The following is a 17,519-nucleotide window of genomic DNA, read 5'->3' as shown; positions in this document are numbered from 1 at the left end:
GCATCGTGACAACAGCCACAGATGGATATGGCCGCGCACGAGTATTTCATGCCATGAAAGTGTTTTTTTTCGCATACACTTTGCAGCATGTTGCCTCATCAATAAAAATAAGAAGAACTGTTATTTAATTATTATTGGATTCAGCATCTTATATTCACATGATTATATATATTTCATAACATTTCTTCCTGTAGACAAGGGGCCTACGCCCATTTTCCGGGGTACAGCCCTGTCACAGCCATGGAAGAAGGCGGCATGAACACCCTTCCTGCTTCATCATCCCCCGCGACAGCCCCCCACACACAGGAGGACCGCCCCCTGTCAGGTGCGGCCCACCCCGACCATCCCCTGCACTGGACATTGTATGGGTGTGAAATGGTGGCCACCGCGACCCTGATGATATGCGGCGTCATCTCGGTCGCGGTCCTGACGGCGCCACAGGGTGCGGTGGGGGCATTCCTTGCCCCCCATCCGATCATCCAGATTGCATTGTGCGGCCTGTTTTTCGGCCTGTCGGGCACGGTCGCGGCCATGACCCCGTTTGGCAGGGTCAGCGGCGCGCATGTGAACCCGTCGGTCTCCCTGGCATTTGCCCTGTCGGGAAAGCTGGGGTGGGTGGACCTGTGCGGTTATGTCATCGCACAGATGGTTGGCGCATGCCTTGGCACATGGCTTCTGGCATGCGCGGCAGTGCTGTTCCCGTCATGGGGGCATCTGGTGACGACAGCGGGATACGCGGCAACGGTGCCTGCGCCCCATGTCTCCATCATGTGGCCGCTGATGACGGAACTGGTGCTGACGGCGCTGCTGATCCTCATGCTTTACGGGCTGGCGGGGCATCCGCGTTTCAAGGAACTGACGCCATGGGCGGGGGGCCTGTTCTTCCTCTTGCTCAATCCCGTCTCCGCATGGCTGTCGGGCAACAGTTCCAATCTGGCGCGCAGTTTTGCGCCCGCCCTGTTTTCGGGGCAATGGACGTCTTTCTGGATCTATGCCATCGGGCCGTTCGTGGGCGCATCCCTGTCTGTGCTGGCGATCCGTATGCGCCTGTTCGGTCATCTGGAGGTGGAAGAAGCGCGCCTGGTCAATTTCGGCCACCATGGGCGTGTCCCCTCCCTGTTCCACCCAATGCGCCGGCACGCGGAGAGGCAGGAAGCGAAGATACAGGGAAAAGAAGGATAGCAAGGCACGGTGGGGGATCTTGCACCGCCTCTGCCCCATGGCGGCAAAGGGGCATGCCGGTGGGGTGGGTTTCACGACAGCAGGTCCGGGTGAAGCCGGGTGAAAACGCCTCTTGGGGAATGTGATCGGGGACGGGGCTTGCAATTGCCTGTCATTCTTCCCAAACTATAGGCCAAGTTGATGGGTCGGTTCATGGGAACCGGCCCGCAGACGTTCTCGGGGCGGGGTGCAATTCCCCACCGGCGGTGTTTGACGGGGCGTAACAGTCCCGCCATCAGTCCGCGAGCGCCTGGCGGCATCAGCCGACAGGGTCAGCAGATCCGGTGAGACCCCGGAACCGACGGTTACAGTCCGGATGATAGAGAACGAACGCATGTCAGGATGTCCGCACCCGTTAACGGGTGCGGCATGCAGGCGTCGTGCGCCCTGGGTCCGTCCGCATAGTGGATGGAGAGTATCGTCGTGGACATGTCGGCTGGACATGCACGCACGGGGACAAGGGCAGGCAGGCTTCCCCCCCATATCGAACGGGCCTTCCGCGCGGCGGTGGCGGACGCGGTGCGCCATGTCGGCGCGACCGCCCCCAACCCGCCCGTGGGCTGCGCGATCCTCGACGCTGCGGGGACGATCCTGTGCACTGGCGCGCATCATCGCGCGGGCACCCCCCATGCGGAGGCACGGGCCATCGCCCTGTGCCGTGAACGCGGCCTGATCGAACGTGCCCATACCATCGTCGTGACGCTGGAGCCGTGCAACCACACCGGGCGCACCGGCCCGTGTTCGCAGGCCATCATGCATACCCCCATCCGCACCGTCTGGATCGGGGCGACGGACCCCAACCCCAATGTCGCGGGTGGCGGGGCGGATTTCCTGCGTGACCACGGGTGCGATGTACGCCTCCTGTCCGATATGGGCACATATGACGCAGCAGAACTGGCCCGGCTGTGCCGGGGCCTGATTACGCCCTTTGCCCATCTGGCACGCACGGGCCGCGCATGGGTCACGGTCAAACAGGCCGTTGACGCCACGGGGTCCATGCGCCCGCCCGCCGGACGCACGACCTTTACCTCCGCCACAGCACTCGACCTTGCACACCGCCTGCGCCGCGCGACGGATGCGGTCGTCACCGCCACCGGCACGATCGCGGCGGACCGCCCGGGACTCGATGTCCGGCGCGTACCCGACCATCCGGGCCGCGCGTCACGACTGCTGGTGATATGCACCACACGCGGGCAGGTCGATGAACAGTATGCCACGCAGGCCCGCGCGCGCGGGTTCGATGTGCGGACCTGCACCGACATCCGCCACCTGCCGGACCTGCTGGGCCGGGCCGGGGCGATGTGGGCGCTGGTGGAGGCCGGGCCGGGCCTGCTGTCGGCAATACGTGAACATGCAACATGGGATGACTGGCTGACGGTTACGGTCCGCCCCGACGGGACGGAGGCCATGGAGGTCAGCGTACGCACGGGCGGGGACACGCCGCTGTGCCTGTTCCCCGAACTGGATATCCCGAAAGGAGCGACATGTTTTCAGGGATCATAGAGCATCTGGGCACCATCACCACCACACAGCGGGGCGAACGCGACCTTGAGGTGCAGGTGGCGACCGGGATCACGGACCTGTCGCTGGGCGAAAGCATCGCGGTCAATGGCGTGTGCCTGACGGTGACGGCATTCGACACGGCAGGCAACGCCACGTTCTTCATCAGCCCGGAGACACTGGAATGTACATCGCTGCGCCAGCTTGCGCCGGGGCGTCGCGTCAACCTGGAACGCGCGGTGACACCTGCCACCCGCCTGTCGGGCCATATCGTGCAGGGCCACGTGGACGCCACCGCCCGCCTGCTGTCGGTCACACCCGAAGGCGAGGCGCGTCATATCGCATTCGCCGTCCCCGCGCGCCTGCGCCGTTATCTCGTGGACAAGGGGTCGATCACCCTTGACGGCATCAGCCTGACCCTCAACGCCGTCGGCGCACCGGGCGAAGACGCAGGGCCGGACGCATTTCGCATCGAACTCATGATCATCCCCCATACATGGGAACACACGACGCTGGGCACACTGACGCCCGGCGCGGACGTGAACGTGGAAGTGGATGTCATCGCAAAATACGTGGAGACATTATGCCAGTACCGTTGATGCCCCCCCGGCTGGAACACGCGGTCGCGACCATACGGCGTGGCGGAATGGTCATCCTTGTCGATGATGAAGACCGCGAGAACGAGGGCGACCTTGTGATGGCGGCGGAACTCGTCACGCCAGAGGCGATCAATTTCATGATCACCCATGCCCGTGGCCTGGTGTGCATGCCACTTGCCCCCGCCCTGATCACACAGCTTGGCCTGCCGATGATGACGCAGGTCAATACCTGCCCGCGCGGCACGGCGTTCACCGTCTCCATCGAGGCGCGCGAGGGCGTGACCACCGGCATTTCAGCCGCCGACCGCGCACGCACCATCCTTGCCGCCGTGGCCCCGGATGCACGGCCGTCGGACCTTGTCTCCCCCGGGCATATCTTTCCCCTGCGCGCCAAGCCGGGCGGAACGCTGGAACGTGATGGCCATACCGAGGCATCGGTGGACCTCGCACGCCTTGCCGGGCTGATGCCTGCCGCCGTGATCTGCGAAATCACGAACGATGACGGCACCATGTCGCGCATGGACGACCTGCGCCCCTATGCCGAAAGGCACGGGCTGCCGATCCTTTCCATCGCCGAACTTGCGGCGTGGCTGCGCGCACGGGCCGACGCGGCCGCCACACCGGACGGAACCGATGCGCCCCTGCCCCGCGTCGAACAGGTGGCGCAGGCAAAGCTGCCGAGTCGCTTTGGCGGGGAGGACATGATTATCCATGCCTTCCGCGCGCCCGATGGCACGGAACATGTGGCAATGGTCAAGGGCCAGCCGGACGCGGCGGGATGCGTGCCGTTGGTGCGGCTGCATTCCGAATGCGTCACGGGCGATGCGCTTGGTTCGCTGCGCTGCGATTGCGGGGCGCAGCTCCAGGCGGCGCTGGAACGGATCGACCGCGCGGATGCCGGCGTGCTGGTGTACCTGCAGGGGCACGAGGGACGCGGCATCGGGCTGGCGAACAAAATCCGCGCCTATGCACTGCAGGACATGGGACTCGACACCGTGGATGCGAACCACCGCCTTGGCTTCGACACGGATACACGCGACTGGAACGTGGCGGCCGACATCCTGCGTGCGCTGGGAATCGGGACACTGGACCTGATGACCAACAATCCCGACAAGGTCAGCGCCCTGACGCAGCGCGGCTTTACCGTGCGTCACCGCGTGGCGCTCGACATCGCGCCCAACCCCTTCAACCGTGCCTATCTGGATGCCAAGCGCACCCGCATGGGCCATAAGCTCTGCCTGCCCGTGACTGCCCCGGTCGCGGAATAAAGGCCCCTTCAGGAACCTGTTCCCATGAGTACAAACATTCCCTCCACCACCGTGGACCTGACCTTCGCACATCCGCCACGCCTTGCCATCGTGGTCAGCCGGTTCAATGAAAATGTGACGCATGGCCTGCGTGACGGCGCGCTGGCGTGGCTGCGTGAACATGATATTGCCATGCGCGATGACGATGTCATGTATGCCCCCGGTGCGTACGAACTGCCGCTGCTGGCGCAGACGCTGGCGAAAACCGGACGTTACGACGGGGTTGTCTGCCTTGGCTGCGTCATCAAGGGTGAAACCGCGCATTTCGAATTCATCAGCCTTGGCGCTGCTGTCGGCCTGATGCAGGCATCGCTGTCAACAGAAGTACCGGTCGCGTTCGGGGTGGTGACAACCTATACCGACCAACAGGCGATCGTGCGTTCGCGTGACGACGTGCATAACAAGGGACGCGAGGCCGTGGCTGCCTGTGTCGAAAGTCTTGCATTGATACAGAAAATAAGAGGCTGTTAAGGTCATAGCATCTTCGCGCGCGGCGGCCCCGCGCGCGACATGGACAACGGCGCGCGACAAGGGGACGGCGGATGAGGCTGATCACTTTCATCGCCGGGACATTCGGGATCGGGCTGACGGTATGGATGCTCTCCCGTTTCGGCCTGCATGACATCCTTGCCCTGATCGCCACGGGCGGGTGGAGCCTTGCCGCCGTCATCATCTTTCACGCCACACAGGTCTGCGCCTCCGCCCTGGCGTGGAAGATCCTTGCCGAAAGCCATCGTCGCCCCCTGCCGCTGGGTGATTTCCTTGTCCTGCGCTGCGCGCGCGAGGGGATCAACAACCTGCTGCCGGTGGCGCAGGTAGGGGGCGAGGTCATTACCGCACGCCTGCTGTCACGCCGTCATGGGGTGGGCCTGCGCCGTGCGGCGGCCTCGACCATCTGCGACCTGACGATCGAACTGCTCAGCCAGGTGACATTCACGCTTATCGGGCTGGGGGCCCTGTTCTGCCTCGTCAACCGTTCCGCCGTGACGGACGAACTGATGGAAAGCGCGGGCGCTGCCCTGCTGCTTGGCGCGGTATTCCTTGGCAGCCAGTATCTGGGCGCGGTTTCCCTGATCGAGGGGCTGCTGATGCGCATCGCCTCGCATCTTGGCTGGGGCGGGATGGAGGATATCCGCGGCCTGCATCATGAAATCATCACGCTGTACAAAACACGGTCAAGCACGCTTCGCGCGGGGGCGCTGCAACTGCTGGGATGGTCACTGGGCACGTTTGAGGTCAGCATCATCATGCACGGCGTGGGCCACCCGCTGTCACTGGGGCAGTGCCTGGTGATCGAGAGCGTGGGACAGGCGGCGAAATCCGCCGGCTTTGCCGTGCCCGGCGCGCTTGGTGTATCCGAAGGCGGGTATATCATCATCGCCGGCCTGTTCGGGGTGTCACCACAGGTGGCCATTGCGCTGTCACTGATCAAACGATTGCGTGAGATCGCATGGGGCCTGCCGTCTCTGATGGGATGGCAATGGATGGAGCTGCACTGGATTATCCCCACGAATACGAAAAACCCCGCACGGGGAAAAGAGATTCCCGAACAGTCATAATGGCGTCATCCGGCGGGCCGCCGCCTCTGATGGGCGCGGCGCGGGGGCATGACAAAAGCCCAGGCCACCATTACGTGCGTCACACCGCCATGTTCATGACACGGATGGCGGCCACGGTAACAAAGAACCGCCTTGCATCACACGTGCTTCATGGGCCAAACCGAGGCTCTTCCACCCGGTGCCAGGACGAAATACGCATCGGCAACGGTTTCTGAAGGGCTGAATAACTCGTCATGCTATCGGTACCCCTTGGGCGTCTTGTCGCGTTCTGTTCCAACCGGGCCATTACGGTGGTCCTGGCCTTTGCCATTCTGGTCGGGGGGGCAGTCTTTGCAAGCTATACGCAACTGGGCGTCACCACCGACACGGGCATGATGTTTTCATCCGACCTGCCATGGAAACAGCGTTCGGATGAAATGGGGCGGCTGTTCCCGCAAAAACAGGACCAGCTTGTCGCGGTGATCGACGCGGTCCTGCCCGAAGAGGCGCAGCAGACCGCCATAGACCTTGCCGCGCGGCTGAAGAACGACCACGTACATTTCAATTACGTCACCACCCCGCAGACCGATCCCTACCTTGTACGCAACGGGCTGATGTTCCTTGACCCCAAGGCGCTGGACCGGGTGCTGGATACCACGATCACCGCGCAACCCTTCCTGGGGCAGCTTGCGGCGGACCCGTCGGGACGCGGCCTGTTCGGTGCCCTGTCGATGATCGCACTGGGTATCGAGCATGGTGAAGGCGACCTCAAAGGGTTCCAGTCCGCGCTCTCGGGCTTTGCCACCACGCTGGAGCATGCCGCGCAGGGCCATCCAGAGACGATGTCGTGGGAGCGTCTGCTTGCGGGCGACCTTGCCGACCTTGGCGGCAAGTACCAGTTCGTCGTGACACAGCCCAAGCTTGATTACGATTCGTTCCAACCCGGTGGCGCCGCCGCCGACGCCATGCGTGACGCCGCGCGTGACCTGCCATTCGTCAAGTCCGGGCGCGCGCACATCCATATCACCGGCGACATCCAGATCGCGGACGAGGAATTCGCCACTGTGGCCGAAGGTATGGTCGCGGGCCTGCTGGGGTCGCTGGTGCTGGTGACGCTGTGGCTGGTGCTTGCGGTCCATACGTGGCGGCTGATCGCACCGATCATCATCACGCTGGTGGCTGGCCTGTTGCTGACCACGGGTTTCGCCGCGCTGGCGGTGGGCAAGCTGAACCTGATTTCCGTGGCGTTCGCCATCCTGTTCGTCGGCATCGCAGTGGATTTCGCCATCCAGTTCTGCGTACGTTTCCGCGCACAGTCGCTGCCCGATGGGGGCGTGCCAAGCCTGCATGACGCGCTGGAGCGGACCGGAAACGAAACCGGGCACCAGATCCTTGTGGCCGCGACCGCGACCTCCGCCGGGTTCCTTGCCTTTACGCCCACCGCCTTTGTCGGCGTGGCGCAACTGGGCCTGATCGCCGGTTTTGGCATGATCTTCGCCTTCGTCTGCACGCTGACGCTGCTGCCTGCGCTGCTGCGGATCTTTCGCCCGACCTCCGGCCATGGGGCGGTCGGGTTCGTCGCCGCACGGCCCATCGACATCAGCATCCGCCATCATCGCAAGCCCATCCTGGGCGTATTCGCCTGCCTTGCCCTGCTGGGCGCGGGCCTGATCCCGACCCTGACATTCGACGCCGACCCGCTGCATACCAAGAACCCCAGGTCCGAGGGCATGGTCACGCTGGGCATGCTGATGTCGGAACCGCAATATTCGCCCTATTCCGTCGATGTGCTGATGCCCAGCCTGGACCAGGCGCATGCCATGTCGGACAGGCTGTCGCAGTTGCCACTGGTGCATGACGCGCTGTGGCTGGGATCGCTGGTGCCATCAGACCAGACCACCAAGCTGCCGATGATCCAGGATGCGGCGAACATCATGCTGCCCACCCTGATCGTCCCCAATCCCAAGCCCGCGCCGGACGCCAACGCCCTACGTGAAGCGGCGGCAAAAACGGCGGCGGACCTTGGCGGCGTGCTGGACAAACTGGCCCCGAACGACCCGCTGCGCCAGATCCAGTCCACGCTTGCACGTCTGTCGCACGCGGATGACCAGACGATCCTTGCCACCAACGAGGCACTGGTCCATTTCCTGCCGATGCAACTGGACATGCTGCGCACCATGCTGCAGGCCAAGCCGGTATCCATTTCCGACGTGCCGCCCATCCTTGCCAACGATTACCTGCTGCCTGACGGGCGCGCCCTGGTGGAGGTCCACCCCACCAAGGAAATGACCGGCAACGCAGCGCTGCACCGGTATGTGGGCGAAATCCAGAAGGTCGCCCCCACGGCGGCAGGCAGCGCCATCGACATCGTCGAAAGCGCGGCAACCATGGTCCATGCCTTTGTCATGGCCGCGTGCGCCGCGATCGTGATGATCGGCATCATCCTGTCGGTCGCACTGCGCCGCCTGCTGGATTCGGCGCTGGTGCTGGCACCGCTGCTGCTGTCGGCGCTGATGACGGTCATCCTGATCGTGTTCGTGCCCGAACAGCTTAACTTTGCCAACATCATCGCCCTGCCCCTGCTGCTGGGTGTCGGCGTGTCGTTCAACATCTATTTCGTCATGAACTGGCGCGCGGGCGTGAAGATGCCGCTGTCGAGTCCCACGGCACGCGCGGTGCTGTTTTCCGCCCTGACAACCGGTACGGCGTTCGGCTCACTCGCCGCGTCGCACCACCCGGGCACCGCCAGCATGGGACGGCTCCTGCTGCTGTCACTGGCATGCACGCTGGTCGCGACGCTGGTTTTTGTGCCAGCACTTCTGCCCAAACGGGCAATTGACGAGGAATAAGCCTCAGGGGCTCTGCCCCTGAAACCCCGCCAAAGGTCACGGACCTTTGGAAACCATGACTTTATAAACGAATCAGGGTGCAGGGATCGTGATCCCTGCCGGGTCCGGGCAGAGAGCCCGGACGTCGCCCGCGCGGAACTTCCTTCGCGGGGGCAGCAAATCAATCCTTGATCCAGACCTCGACCGGGCCGCGCACCAGCATGGTCATCGGGTTGCCGTGGCGATCGGTGCTCTTGCCCACGGCAAGGCGGACCCAGCCTTCGCTGATGCAGTATTCCTCGACATTGTTCTTCTCGATCCCCTTGAAGCGGACGCCAATACCGCGCTCAAGCAGGGCTTCGTTATAAAACGGGCTGGAGGGATTGGCCGACAGGCGATCGGGAACGGTCTCGGTCATGTGCGTTCTCTTTCAATATGCAGGAACTTCAAGCGTGCCTGACATAGCGGCTTCGCCCCGGTAATCCAAGCAGCGGATAAGACCATGGTGGACATGCATGCAGCGCCCCTCCGTCATGTCGCACCGGAACATATCGCGGTGCATGAAAACATGGACAAACACCCCCGAAACCACGGATATGAAAACCCGAAGTCACCCGTCACGCCGACCGTCACATTCGCTGTGCCGCCCGCCCTGCCCCAGAGCCACGTTCCAATGCCCATTGCCGCCCCGACCACATCCTCCCGTCCTGTCCTGTCCGCCCTGCCGCCACTCATGCCGATGTGGATGATCGGGCTTTTGGGAATGCTGACCGCGATCGGGCCGCTTTCGACCGACATGTACCTGCCCGCCTTCCCGGTGCTGGACCTCGAACTTGCGAATGGCCGCAATGGGGCCAGCCAGATCACGCTGGCGGCATGGTTCGCCGGGCTGGCGGTGGGACAGTTCAGCATGGGGCCACTGTCTGACCGGCTGGGACGGCGGATTCCCCTGATCGGGGGACTTGCCGTATTTATGCTGGCCTCCATCGGGTGTGCCTGCGCCACCACGCTGGACCTGTTCTGCGTATGTCGTTTTGTCGCCGCACTGGGCGGGTCCGCGTGTTCGGTAGTACCGCGCGCCATCGTGCGGGATGTCGCAACAGGGCAGCAGGGCGCGAAAATCATGTCGCAACTGACACTGGTCTTCGGCCTTATGCCAATCCTTGCCCCCTCCTTAGGCAGTCTTGTGCTGTCGGTCGGGCATTGGCGGTGGATTTTCTGGATTGCGGTTCTCTATTCCGCGCTGGGCCTGGTGGCAGTGGCCGCGGCAATGCCCGACACCATGCCCCACGCACGGCGCATCCCGCTATCGGCATCGGGCATCGCCTCGCGCTATATGGGGCTGGTGCGTGAACCGGTCTTTATGTCCAGCGCGCTGATCACCAGCTTTTCGTCATTCGTCATGTTCGCCTACCTTACGGCGTCGCCCATACTGTTTGAAAAGCTGCTGCACTTCACACCGCTACAGTTCGGGATGTTTTTCGGCATCAACGCCGCATTCTTCATCGCCGGGGCGCAGCTTAACGGATGGCTGGTGCATCACCATTCCCTGACGCGGTTGCTGAACGCTGGCATCGTGGTGTGCCTGTGTACCAGCACGTTGTGCCTTGCGCTGTCGCTGTCGGGTTTTGCCGGGCCGCAACATCCGGTCGTGATCTGTCTGCTGATCATGGGGATTACCGGCACGCTTGGCTTTATCGGACCGAACGCGATGGTTCTGGCCTTTACCCATCATGGACATCAGGCCGGAAGCGCATCGGCACTGATGGGCACGATCCAATTCTCACTCGCGGCATTCAGCGGATTTGTGCTGGGGCATGTGACATTCCATACGCCCGTGCCTCTGGCGGTCACGATGATGGCGGGGGTAATCGCGATGGTGGCGTGCAATATCTGGCGGCATATATGTGATAAAAAAGTATCACATGCATCCCTTTCTGGCACTTCTGCTTGACACCGGTCGATCGCTTTTTCCATCCTTGGGGGCGAAGCCGCATGACGTGTGTGCTTCATGGACGTTTCCTCCCTAAACTCTGGCGGCGTCTCACGACGCCGCCTTTTTTTTGGCGCGGGGCCCCGATACAACCGTCGCGGCCATCGTCGGGGCCATGGGGCTCACGCGGTTTGGCTTTGACGCCATGACAATCCCGCGCTACGGCAGGAAGATGTCCGCTTTCCTCTCCCGCTCCGTGCCGCAGCCCCGTCGGGAGCGCGCGCATGGATAAAATCCTCGATTTCATCGCAGGCATCGGCCGTACACTGCTCGACATGGTCCGCATGGCGGGGCAGGTGGCACTGTTCGGGCTGCTGGCGGTTTCACACCTTGTGCGCCCCCCTTTCTACTGGCGGACCTTCTGCGGGTCACTGATCGAGATCGGGTATTTCTCCCTTCCCGTCGTCGCGCTGACGGCGCTGTTTTCGGGCGGCGTCATCGCACTGCAATCCTATACCGGTTTTGCGCAGTACCATGCGCAAAGCGCGATCGCAGGCATTGTCATCCTGGCCGTCACGCGTGAACTTGGCCCGGTGCTGGCGGGGTTGATGGTGGCGGGGCGCGTCGGCGCCGCAATGTCGGCGGAAATCGGCACGATGCGGGTGACCAACCAGATCGACGCGCTCAGCACACTTTCGACCAACCCGATCAAATACCTTGTCACCCCACGTCTTCTGGCCGGGACGCTGGCGCTGCCGTTCCTGGTCATCATCGCCGATATCCTTGGCGTCATGGGGGGCTTCATCGTCTGTGTCATGAAGCTCAACTTCGTACCACAGGCCTATATCTCCGCCACCATCGCGTCGTTCAGGATGATGGACGTGACCGTGGGACTGGCAAAGGCCGCGATCTTCGGCTTCCTGATCGCGCTGATGGGGTGCTACCACGGCTATCACAGCCGTGGCGGGGCCGAGGGCGTGGGGGCAGCCACGACGGCGGCGGTTGTCGCGGCGTCGATCCTGCTGCTGACCTTTGATTACCTCCTGACGGATGTGTTCTTTTCGCAATGACCGGACCGACACCGAAAATCCGCATTCGCGGCCTGTGCAAATCCTTTGGCCCGAAGGTGGTGCTCAACGGGGTGGACCTTGATGTGATGGAGGGGACGTCCTTCGTCATCATCGGCGGGTCCGGCACCGGCAAGTCGGTGCTGCTGCGCTGTATCCTCGGGCTGGTGACGCCGGATGCAGGTACGATCGAAATCGACGGCGTGGATGTCACCGCACTGTCGCCACGCCACCGTGAACCATATATGGAAAAGATCGGCATGCTGTTCCAGAATGCCGCCCTGTTCGACAGTCTGACGGTATGGGAAAATGTGGCGTTCGGCCTGATGGCGGCAGGACGGCAGCACAAACATAAAATCAGCCGCGCGGATGCAAAGAAACGCGCGGGCGAGCTGCTTGAACAGGTGGGCATGGACCCGGGTGTTGGCGCGTTGTCGCCTGCTGAACTGTCAGGCGGAATGCAAAAGCGCGTGGGCCTTGCGCGCGCAATCGCGGCACGGCCGGAAATCCTGTTCTTTGACGAACCGACCACCGGCCTTGATCCCATCATGGGGGCGGTGATTGACGGACTGATCGTCGATTGCGTGCGCAAGCTGGGCTCGACCGCGATTGCGATCACCCATGACATGGCCTCCGCCCAGCGGATCGGCGATCAGGCGGCGATGCTGTATGAAGGCAAGCTGATCTGGCAGGGGGCGGCGACATCGCTGCTTGCCAGTGGCAACCCGATTGTTGACCAGTTCACCCATGGTCGCCGCGAGGGACCGATCAAGGTGGATGTCCGCGTCTGAGGGACTGTCTGTAAAATGTTAAAAGTTTTTGGGTGCCGCCTTTTTTCAAAACGGCGGCGTCTTTGAAGCTTTTTGCAAAAAGCTTCACCAAAAACCTTTATGATTTCAGTATATTGTCGGCCCGATCTTTTCAGACAGTCCCGGCACGACAGATCCGCCGCCTTTTCACAAGCTGAGGAATCAAGATGGCCCGCCGCCCTGCCAACCGTTTCGTATGCCAGTCCTGTGGCGCGGTTTTTCCGAAATGGTCGGGTCGGTGCGACGCGTGCGGCGCATGGAACAGCATCGTGGAGGAAACGGTCGAACCCACGGCAGGCGGTGCCGTCGCCCCCCGCCGCAGCCGGGGCAAACGCATCGAACTGGTCGGGTTGGATGGGGACACGCCGCCGCCCGAACGGATCGAGACACGGATCAGCGAACTAGACCGCGTGCTGGGCGGTGGTATGGTCCCGGCCTCTGTCGTGCTGGTGGGCGGTGATCCGGGCATCGGCAAATCGACCCTGCTGCTTCAGGGGGCCTGCGCACTGGCCGCGATGGGGCGCAGGGTCATGTATATCTCTGGCGAGGAAGCGGTGGACCAGATCCGCCTGCGCGCGCGCCGCCTTGGGCTGGACACGCCGGGACTGGAACTGGCGGCGGCGATCAACGTCGCGGACATCACCGCGACGTTGGAAGGTGAGCGCGACGTGGCGCTGGTGGTCATCGACTCCATCCAGACGATGTGGATGGAAACGGTCGAAAGCGCGCCGGGCACCGTAAGCCAGGTCCGTTCCTCCGCCTTTGAACTGATCCGCCTGGCCAAGCAGCGCGGTTTCTGCCTGATGCTGGTGGGCCATGTGACCAAGGAAGGCGCGCTGGCGGGGCCACGCGTGCTGGAACATATGGTTGACGCGGTGATGTATTTCGAGGGCGATCGCGGGCATCAGTTCCGCATCCTGCGCGCGGCAAAAAACCGTTTTGGTGCGACAGATGAAATCGGTGTCTTCGCCATGACCGATCAGGGATTGGTGGAGGTGCCCAACCCTTCCGCCCTGTTCCTGGCTGAACGGCGCGGGCATATCGCGGGATCGGCGGTCTTTGCCGGGATGGAGGGCACGCGGCCCGTCCTGCTGGAGGTGCAGGCACTGTTGTCGCCCAAAGCAGGCGATGGCGCACCACGTCGCGCCGTGGTCGGGTGGGAGACGGCGCGGCTGAACATGCTGCTTGCGGTGCTGGAATCACGTTGCGGGATGAAGCTGAACGCCATGGATGTCCACCTGAACATTGCAGGCGGACTGCGGGTGATGGAGCCTGCCGCCGACCTTGCGGTGGCGGCGGCGCTGGTTTCGGCGGCGACGGGACAGCCGACGCATGCGGGCGCAGTGTATTTCGGCGAAGTCGGCCTGTCGGGGGAAGTGCGTCAGGTCTCGCTGGCCGATACACGCCTGAAGGAAGCGCACAAGCTAGGGTTCGAGAGCGCCTACCTGCCGCGTCGCATTGCACGGGGGAACCGCCGTCCCAGTGCCCCCGAAGGCATGCAGTTGCATGAGATAGGCCACCTTGGCGATCTGGTCAGCCTGTTCGCCACAGAGGGGGAGTGACCCCGGCGTGAGCGGGACATCCCTGATCCTGACACAGCAGGTGATGCTGGAACGTGAAGTCCGAAAAAGCCTGTTCCTGGCGCAGGCGGCCCCCGTATCCTCGGCCGAGGCGGCGATGGCGTTCATCGCCGATGTCAGCGATCCCGATGCCACCCATAACTGCTGGGCCTATCGCATCGGGCAGTCCTATCGCAGCGATGATGACGGCGAACCCGGCGGCACGGCGGGGCGGCCCATCCTGCAGGTGATCGAGGGACAGGGATTCGACCACACCGTGGTCGTGGTCACGCGCTGGTTCGGGGGCATCAAGTTGGGCGCGGGCGGGCTGGTCCGGGCCTATGGCGGGACGGCGGCGGAATGTCTGCGTACCGCGCCGTCACGGCCCATCGTGCCGATGGTGGGGCTGACGTTCCACTGCGGCTTTTCCGACCATGCCCTGATCCGTGCGCGCCTTCTGGCGATGGACGCCACGATTGATGAGGAGACATTCGGCGCGGATGGCGTGGACCTGCGCATCACCCTGCCGCAGGTGCGCGAAGAAGAAGCGCGGGCGCGGATCACCGACATCACGCGCGGGCAGGCTGTTATCCGGGCGGTGGAAGATTAGGCGGCACGTTTGGACAATATATGCCAGATTACAGCCACCACAGAATCAGAAGATATTGTATTCTCCAGAAATTTTTCCGTGCCATGACCATAAATCTACCATGATTCCATACCGTAATATCACGAAATACGTTAATCACGACCAATCACATCCGAAAATTATTTCGGATTATGAAATGAAGATATCAGAAGCTGGACAACAGGCAAACGGCCGGAACATATATCACGCCAAAATGGCGGTTCTTTCTGACGTTCAGCAGGTAGCTATTGATTCCAGAAACAGATTTTCATATGCGTTCATCCTAACTATGTATTAGGTATTGCACTCACCAGATCGGGCTCATGAATATCATTCTCGCTGACGGAATCATCTGCGATCGGGATGAAATGGCCAAGGTCTTTCCATATACGCGGCTTCTTGGACTTCGTGTTGTATTATGCGACGACATGCGGAAAAGACTTCCTGATTCCGGTCAGGGTCGCCGGAATTTCCGTGAACCGCCTGCCTCATATATGTCGTCCCCCTCCCCCCTACACCATGACAGCCATACCAGACAGGGCGGACAGGGCGGACAGGGCGGACAGGGCGGACATTATGGATGCACCGTTCCAGACGAAGGACCATCGCATAACAACCAGCCTGTTGTTTCCATGTCCCCAAGACGAGGCCACCTCATAGATATGGGCACAAGGCCAAGATAAATCCACGGGTTTCCCGAAAGCAAAACATAAACAACGTAAAGTGATGGATTCTGATTTATGCGCTATTTCGTAACCGGTGGAGCAGGCTTCGTAGGCAGTCATGTATGTCTGGAATTTCTTGAGGCCGGACATGAAGTCGTTATTCTTGATGATCTCAGCACCGGTCACAGATCCGCCGTTCCCAAAGGCGCACGATTTATCGAAGGAAGTGTGCTTGATTCCGAACTGATCAACAAGATACTTTCCGATGGACAGTGGGACGGTGTGCTGCATTTTGCTGCTCTCTGCCTCGTCGGTGACAGCATGCGAAATCCCATCGAATATATGCGCAATAACGGGCTGGGGGGGTTTATCGTAATTGATGCCTGCGTTCGCCATGGGATACCCAGGTTCATCCTGTCCTCCACCGCATCGCTGTTCAGCAATGTGGATGACAACCTGATTGATGAAAGCTGTACCATTGATCCCGCGTCCCCTTATGGGGAAAGTAAATTCGTGGTGGAAAGGGCACTGCACTGGGCAGACCGCGCCCATGGCCTGAAAAGCGCCTGTCTGCGCTACTTCAATGCTGCCGGGGCCGACCCGTTGGGACGATTGGGTGAAGACCATAACCCGGAGACGCATTTATTACCGTTAATCATCGATGCCGGGTTGGGACGTCGCCCTCCCCTCGTCTTGTTCGGGAATGACTATCCCACACCAGATGGGACATGTATCCGCGATTATATCCATGTCACGGATCTTGCATCCGCACATCTGGATGTCATGATGAGCCTGAATGAAAAAAGCGTTTCCTATAATATAGGAACGGGAAAAGGTCATTCAAATCTGGAACTCATACATGCCGTTGAAAAAGTAACAGGCATTCCTGTTCCATACTCGGTTGGCGACCGCCGGGAGGGAGATCCCGCCATCCTGATTGCCAACCCCGACAAAATCAAAAAAGAAGTGAACTGGTTCCCTAAATATGCCAACATAGAAGAAATTATCGCCCATACTTACAAATGGCGCGTTGCCAACCCAGGTGGTTATGGAAATGCATAACCCATAGGCATCATCCGAGGATCAACACCCAACATAACCCGATATAAATGCCAAGCTGGTCTTCACATTAAATCTATGTGCCATAGCCATCCCTGCACATGGCGCAATGTTCGCGATAGTGCCGTGCATGGAAATATTATATGGATATAAAATAAATAAGTAGAAATTATACCTAATAAAATTACAATTATTAATCGTTACAACAGATATAAATCTGCAATTCTAATTTTATCTAAAGATACCCCCAAAGACAGCCCATATCGTAACATTATATTTCATTATAAAAATATATAAATTGATAAAATTTACCTACAAATTCTAGACATTTTCCTACCTGATGATAGTCTCGAACTATTGTTATGTAAGGAACGTCACGAGATGACTCGTTATAGAAAATTTCTGGGCGCTGAATTGCCTAGTGCAGTTGGTCGTAACGAGAAAGGGGGACTTCGCGTTGCAGACGGGCAGGAGGGCCATTTAAGTTTTGGTCCTTACATGACGCTGGAAGCGGGAGACTATGTCGCTGGCATATATATGCGTCGGATTGGTTCCGCACACCCGGCGAATGTTTCGATTGACGTCGTAACCGATCCCAATGAGATTGAAATCGCTCATCTGAATGTTCCCCATCGCGAAATCCTTGATAAAATCGCGGGGATGATTGCAGTTCCCTTTTCTCTTTACGGGGATGCCAAGAATCTTCAGATCCGAGTATTTGTCCCTGCTGGCGTTATGATAGAGATCGAAGAGCTTGTGATTATTCCAATGCGTGCCCGTCGCTGGACGGTATAATGTGAGGGCAT

15 protein-coding genes and 1 riboswitch are annotated in these 17,519 nt (G+C 60.8%); of the genes, 14 read left to right on the top strand and 1 reads right to left on the bottom strand.

Going from position 1 to position 17,519, the window contains the following annotated elements; genetic code table 11:
- Positions 1–255: 255 nt before the first annotated feature.
- The 7 genes from FYB92_RS02150 (at position 256) to FYB92_RS02120 (ending at position 9,014) form a co-directional block, all read left to right on the top strand.
- Positions 256–1,182 (top strand): MIP/aquaporin family protein, encoded by a 927-nt coding sequence (locus FYB92_RS02150; RefSeq protein ID WP_281649535.1) that lies wholly within the window; start codon positions 256–258, stop codon positions 1,180–1,182.
- A gap of 208 nt (positions 1,183–1,390) precedes the next feature.
- A riboswitch (FMN riboswitch) is annotated at positions 1,391–1,553 on the top strand.
- Positions 1,554–1,650: 97 nt separating this feature from the next.
- A complete protein-coding gene (ribD, locus tag FYB92_RS02145; protein ID WP_075595530.1) occupies positions 1,651–2,724 on the top strand; it encodes a bifunctional diaminohydroxyphosphoribosylaminopyrimidine deaminase/5-amino-6-(5-phosphoribosylamino)uracil reductase RibD in 1,074 nt (357 codons plus the stop codon).
- Positions 2,706–3,320, top strand: a complete 615-nt coding sequence (locus FYB92_RS02140; protein WP_062809703.1) for a riboflavin synthase — start codon at positions 2,706–2,708, stop codon at positions 3,318–3,320. The genes ribD and FYB92_RS02140 overlap by 19 nt, the downstream gene beginning before the upstream one ends.
- Entirely contained in the window at positions 3,320–4,588 is a 1,269-nt protein-coding gene (locus FYB92_RS02135; RefSeq protein ID WP_075624924.1) for a bifunctional 3,4-dihydroxy-2-butanone-4-phosphate synthase/GTP cyclohydrolase II, read from the top strand. The genes FYB92_RS02140 and FYB92_RS02135 overlap by 1 nt, the downstream gene beginning before the upstream one ends.
- Positions 4,589–4,612: 24 nt before the next feature.
- Positions 4,613–5,098: a 6,7-dimethyl-8-ribityllumazine synthase gene (ribH, locus tag FYB92_RS02130; RefSeq protein WP_003616631.1), complete on the top strand. Its 486-nt coding sequence runs from the start codon at positions 4,613–4,615 to the stop codon at positions 5,096–5,098.
- A gap of 71 nt (positions 5,099–5,169) precedes the next feature.
- Positions 5,170–6,186: a lysylphosphatidylglycerol synthase domain-containing protein gene (locus tag FYB92_RS02125; protein ID WP_075624925.1), complete on the top strand. Its 1,017-nt coding sequence runs from the start codon at positions 5,170–5,172 to the stop codon at positions 6,184–6,186.
- Between the two features lie 233 nt (positions 6,187–6,419).
- Entirely contained in the window at positions 6,420–9,014 is a 2,595-nt protein-coding gene (locus tag FYB92_RS02120; protein ID WP_003616635.1) for an MMPL family transporter, read from the top strand.
- A 160-nt stretch (positions 9,015–9,174) separates the two neighbouring features.
- Here FYB92_RS02120 and FYB92_RS02115 read toward each other — a convergent pair whose 3' ends face one another.
- Positions 9,175–9,411: a DUF3297 family protein gene (locus tag FYB92_RS02115; protein ID WP_003616637.1), complete on the bottom strand. Its 237-nt coding sequence runs from the start codon at positions 9,409–9,411 to the stop codon at positions 9,175–9,177.
- Positions 9,412–9,666: 255 nt separating this feature from the next.
- On the opposite strand from FYB92_RS02115, the gene FYB92_RS02110 reads away from it, so the two are divergent.
- The 7 genes from FYB92_RS02110 (at position 9,667) to FYB92_RS02080 (ending at position 17,508) form a co-directional block, all read left to right on the top strand.
- Entirely contained in the window at positions 9,667–10,947 is a 1,281-nt protein-coding gene (locus FYB92_RS02110; RefSeq protein WP_075595529.1) for a multidrug effflux MFS transporter, read from the top strand.
- A 263-nt stretch (positions 10,948–11,210) separates the two neighbouring features.
- The gene (locus FYB92_RS02105; protein ID WP_003616645.1) at positions 11,211–11,996 is read left to right on the top strand and encodes an ABC transporter permease; all 786 of its coding nucleotides are present in this window, start codon (positions 11,211–11,213) and stop codon (positions 11,994–11,996) included.
- Positions 11,993–12,784: an ABC transporter ATP-binding protein gene (locus FYB92_RS02100; RefSeq protein ID WP_003616647.1), complete on the top strand. Its 792-nt coding sequence runs from the start codon at positions 11,993–11,995 to the stop codon at positions 12,782–12,784. Before FYB92_RS02105 ends, FYB92_RS02100 begins: the two co-directional genes overlap by 4 nt.
- Positions 12,785–12,969: 185 nt before the next feature.
- The gene (gene radA, locus FYB92_RS02095; RefSeq protein WP_003616649.1) at positions 12,970–14,364 is read left to right on the top strand and encodes a DNA repair protein RadA; all 1,395 of its coding nucleotides are present in this window, start codon (positions 12,970–12,972) and stop codon (positions 14,362–14,364) included.
- A gap of 43 nt (positions 14,365–14,407) precedes the next feature.
- Positions 14,408–14,971 carry a YigZ family protein gene (locus FYB92_RS02090; protein WP_075624941.1) on the top strand — a complete coding sequence of 188 codons (564 nt, stop codon included), beginning with the start codon at positions 14,408–14,410 and terminating at the stop codon, positions 14,969–14,971.
- Positions 14,972–15,729: 758 nt separating this feature from the next.
- A complete protein-coding gene (gene galE, locus FYB92_RS02085; protein ID WP_075624926.1) occupies positions 15,730–16,716 on the top strand; it encodes a UDP-glucose 4-epimerase GalE in 987 nt (328 codons plus the stop codon).
- A 378-nt stretch (positions 16,717–17,094) separates the two neighbouring features.
- On the top strand, positions 17,095–17,508 hold the full coding sequence (locus FYB92_RS02080; protein ID WP_075624927.1) for a hypothetical protein: 414 nt from the start codon (positions 17,095–17,097) through the stop codon (positions 17,506–17,508).
- Positions 17,509–17,519: the final 11 nt, after the last annotated feature.

The sequence above is a fragment of the Novacetimonas sp. GS1 genome (genome assembly GCF_036686925.1).
GTDB lineage: Bacteria > Pseudomonadota > Alphaproteobacteria > Acetobacterales > Acetobacteraceae > Novacetimonas > Novacetimonas hansenii.
The sequence above is the reverse complement of the archived record's forward strand: the minus strand, read 5'-3'. Positions and strand labels throughout refer to the sequence as shown.

Excerpts from the sequence above, each read along its gene's own strand:
- FYB92_RS02150 (WP_281649535.1), top strand. The coding sequence starts at position 256 with ATGAACACCCTTCCTGCTTCATCATCCCCCGCGACAGCCCCCCACACA.
- ribD (WP_075595530.1), top strand. The coding sequence starts at position 1,651 with ATGTCGGCTGGACATGCACGCACGGGGACAAGGGCAGGCAGGCTTCCC.
- FYB92_RS02140 (WP_062809703.1), top strand. The coding sequence starts at position 2,706 with ATGTTTTCAGGGATCATAGAGCATCTGGGCACCATCACCACCACACAG.
- FYB92_RS02135 (WP_075624924.1), top strand. The coding sequence starts at position 3,320 with ATGCCCCCCCGGCTGGAACACGCGGTCGCGACCATACGGCGTGGCGGA.
- ribH (WP_003616631.1), top strand. The coding sequence starts at position 4,613 with ATGAGTACAAACATTCCCTCCACCACCGTGGACCTGACCTTCGCACAT.
- FYB92_RS02125 (WP_075624925.1), top strand. The coding sequence starts at position 5,170 with ATGAGGCTGATCACTTTCATCGCCGGGACATTCGGGATCGGGCTGACG.
- FYB92_RS02120 (WP_003616635.1), top strand. The coding sequence starts at position 6,420 with ATGCTATCGGTACCCCTTGGGCGTCTTGTCGCGTTCTGTTCCAACCGG.
- FYB92_RS02115 (WP_003616637.1), bottom strand. The coding sequence starts at position 9,411 with ATGACCGAGACCGTTCCCGATCGCCTGTCGGCCAATCCCTCCAGCCCG.
- FYB92_RS02110 (WP_075595529.1), top strand. The coding sequence starts at position 9,667 with ATGCCCATTGCCGCCCCGACCACATCCTCCCGTCCTGTCCTGTCCGCC.
- FYB92_RS02105 (WP_003616645.1), top strand. The coding sequence starts at position 11,211 with ATGGATAAAATCCTCGATTTCATCGCAGGCATCGGCCGTACACTGCTC.
- FYB92_RS02100 (WP_003616647.1), top strand. The coding sequence starts at position 11,993 with ATGACCGGACCGACACCGAAAATCCGCATTCGCGGCCTGTGCAAATCC.
- radA (WP_003616649.1), top strand. The coding sequence starts at position 12,970 with ATGGCCCGCCGCCCTGCCAACCGTTTCGTATGCCAGTCCTGTGGCGCG.
- FYB92_RS02090 (WP_075624941.1), top strand. The coding sequence starts at position 14,408 with ATGCTGGAACGTGAAGTCCGAAAAAGCCTGTTCCTGGCGCAGGCGGCC.
- galE (WP_075624926.1), top strand. The coding sequence starts at position 15,730 with ATGCGCTATTTCGTAACCGGTGGAGCAGGCTTCGTAGGCAGTCATGTA.
- FYB92_RS02080 (WP_075624927.1), top strand. The coding sequence starts at position 17,095 with ATGACTCGTTATAGAAAATTTCTGGGCGCTGAATTGCCTAGTGCAGTT.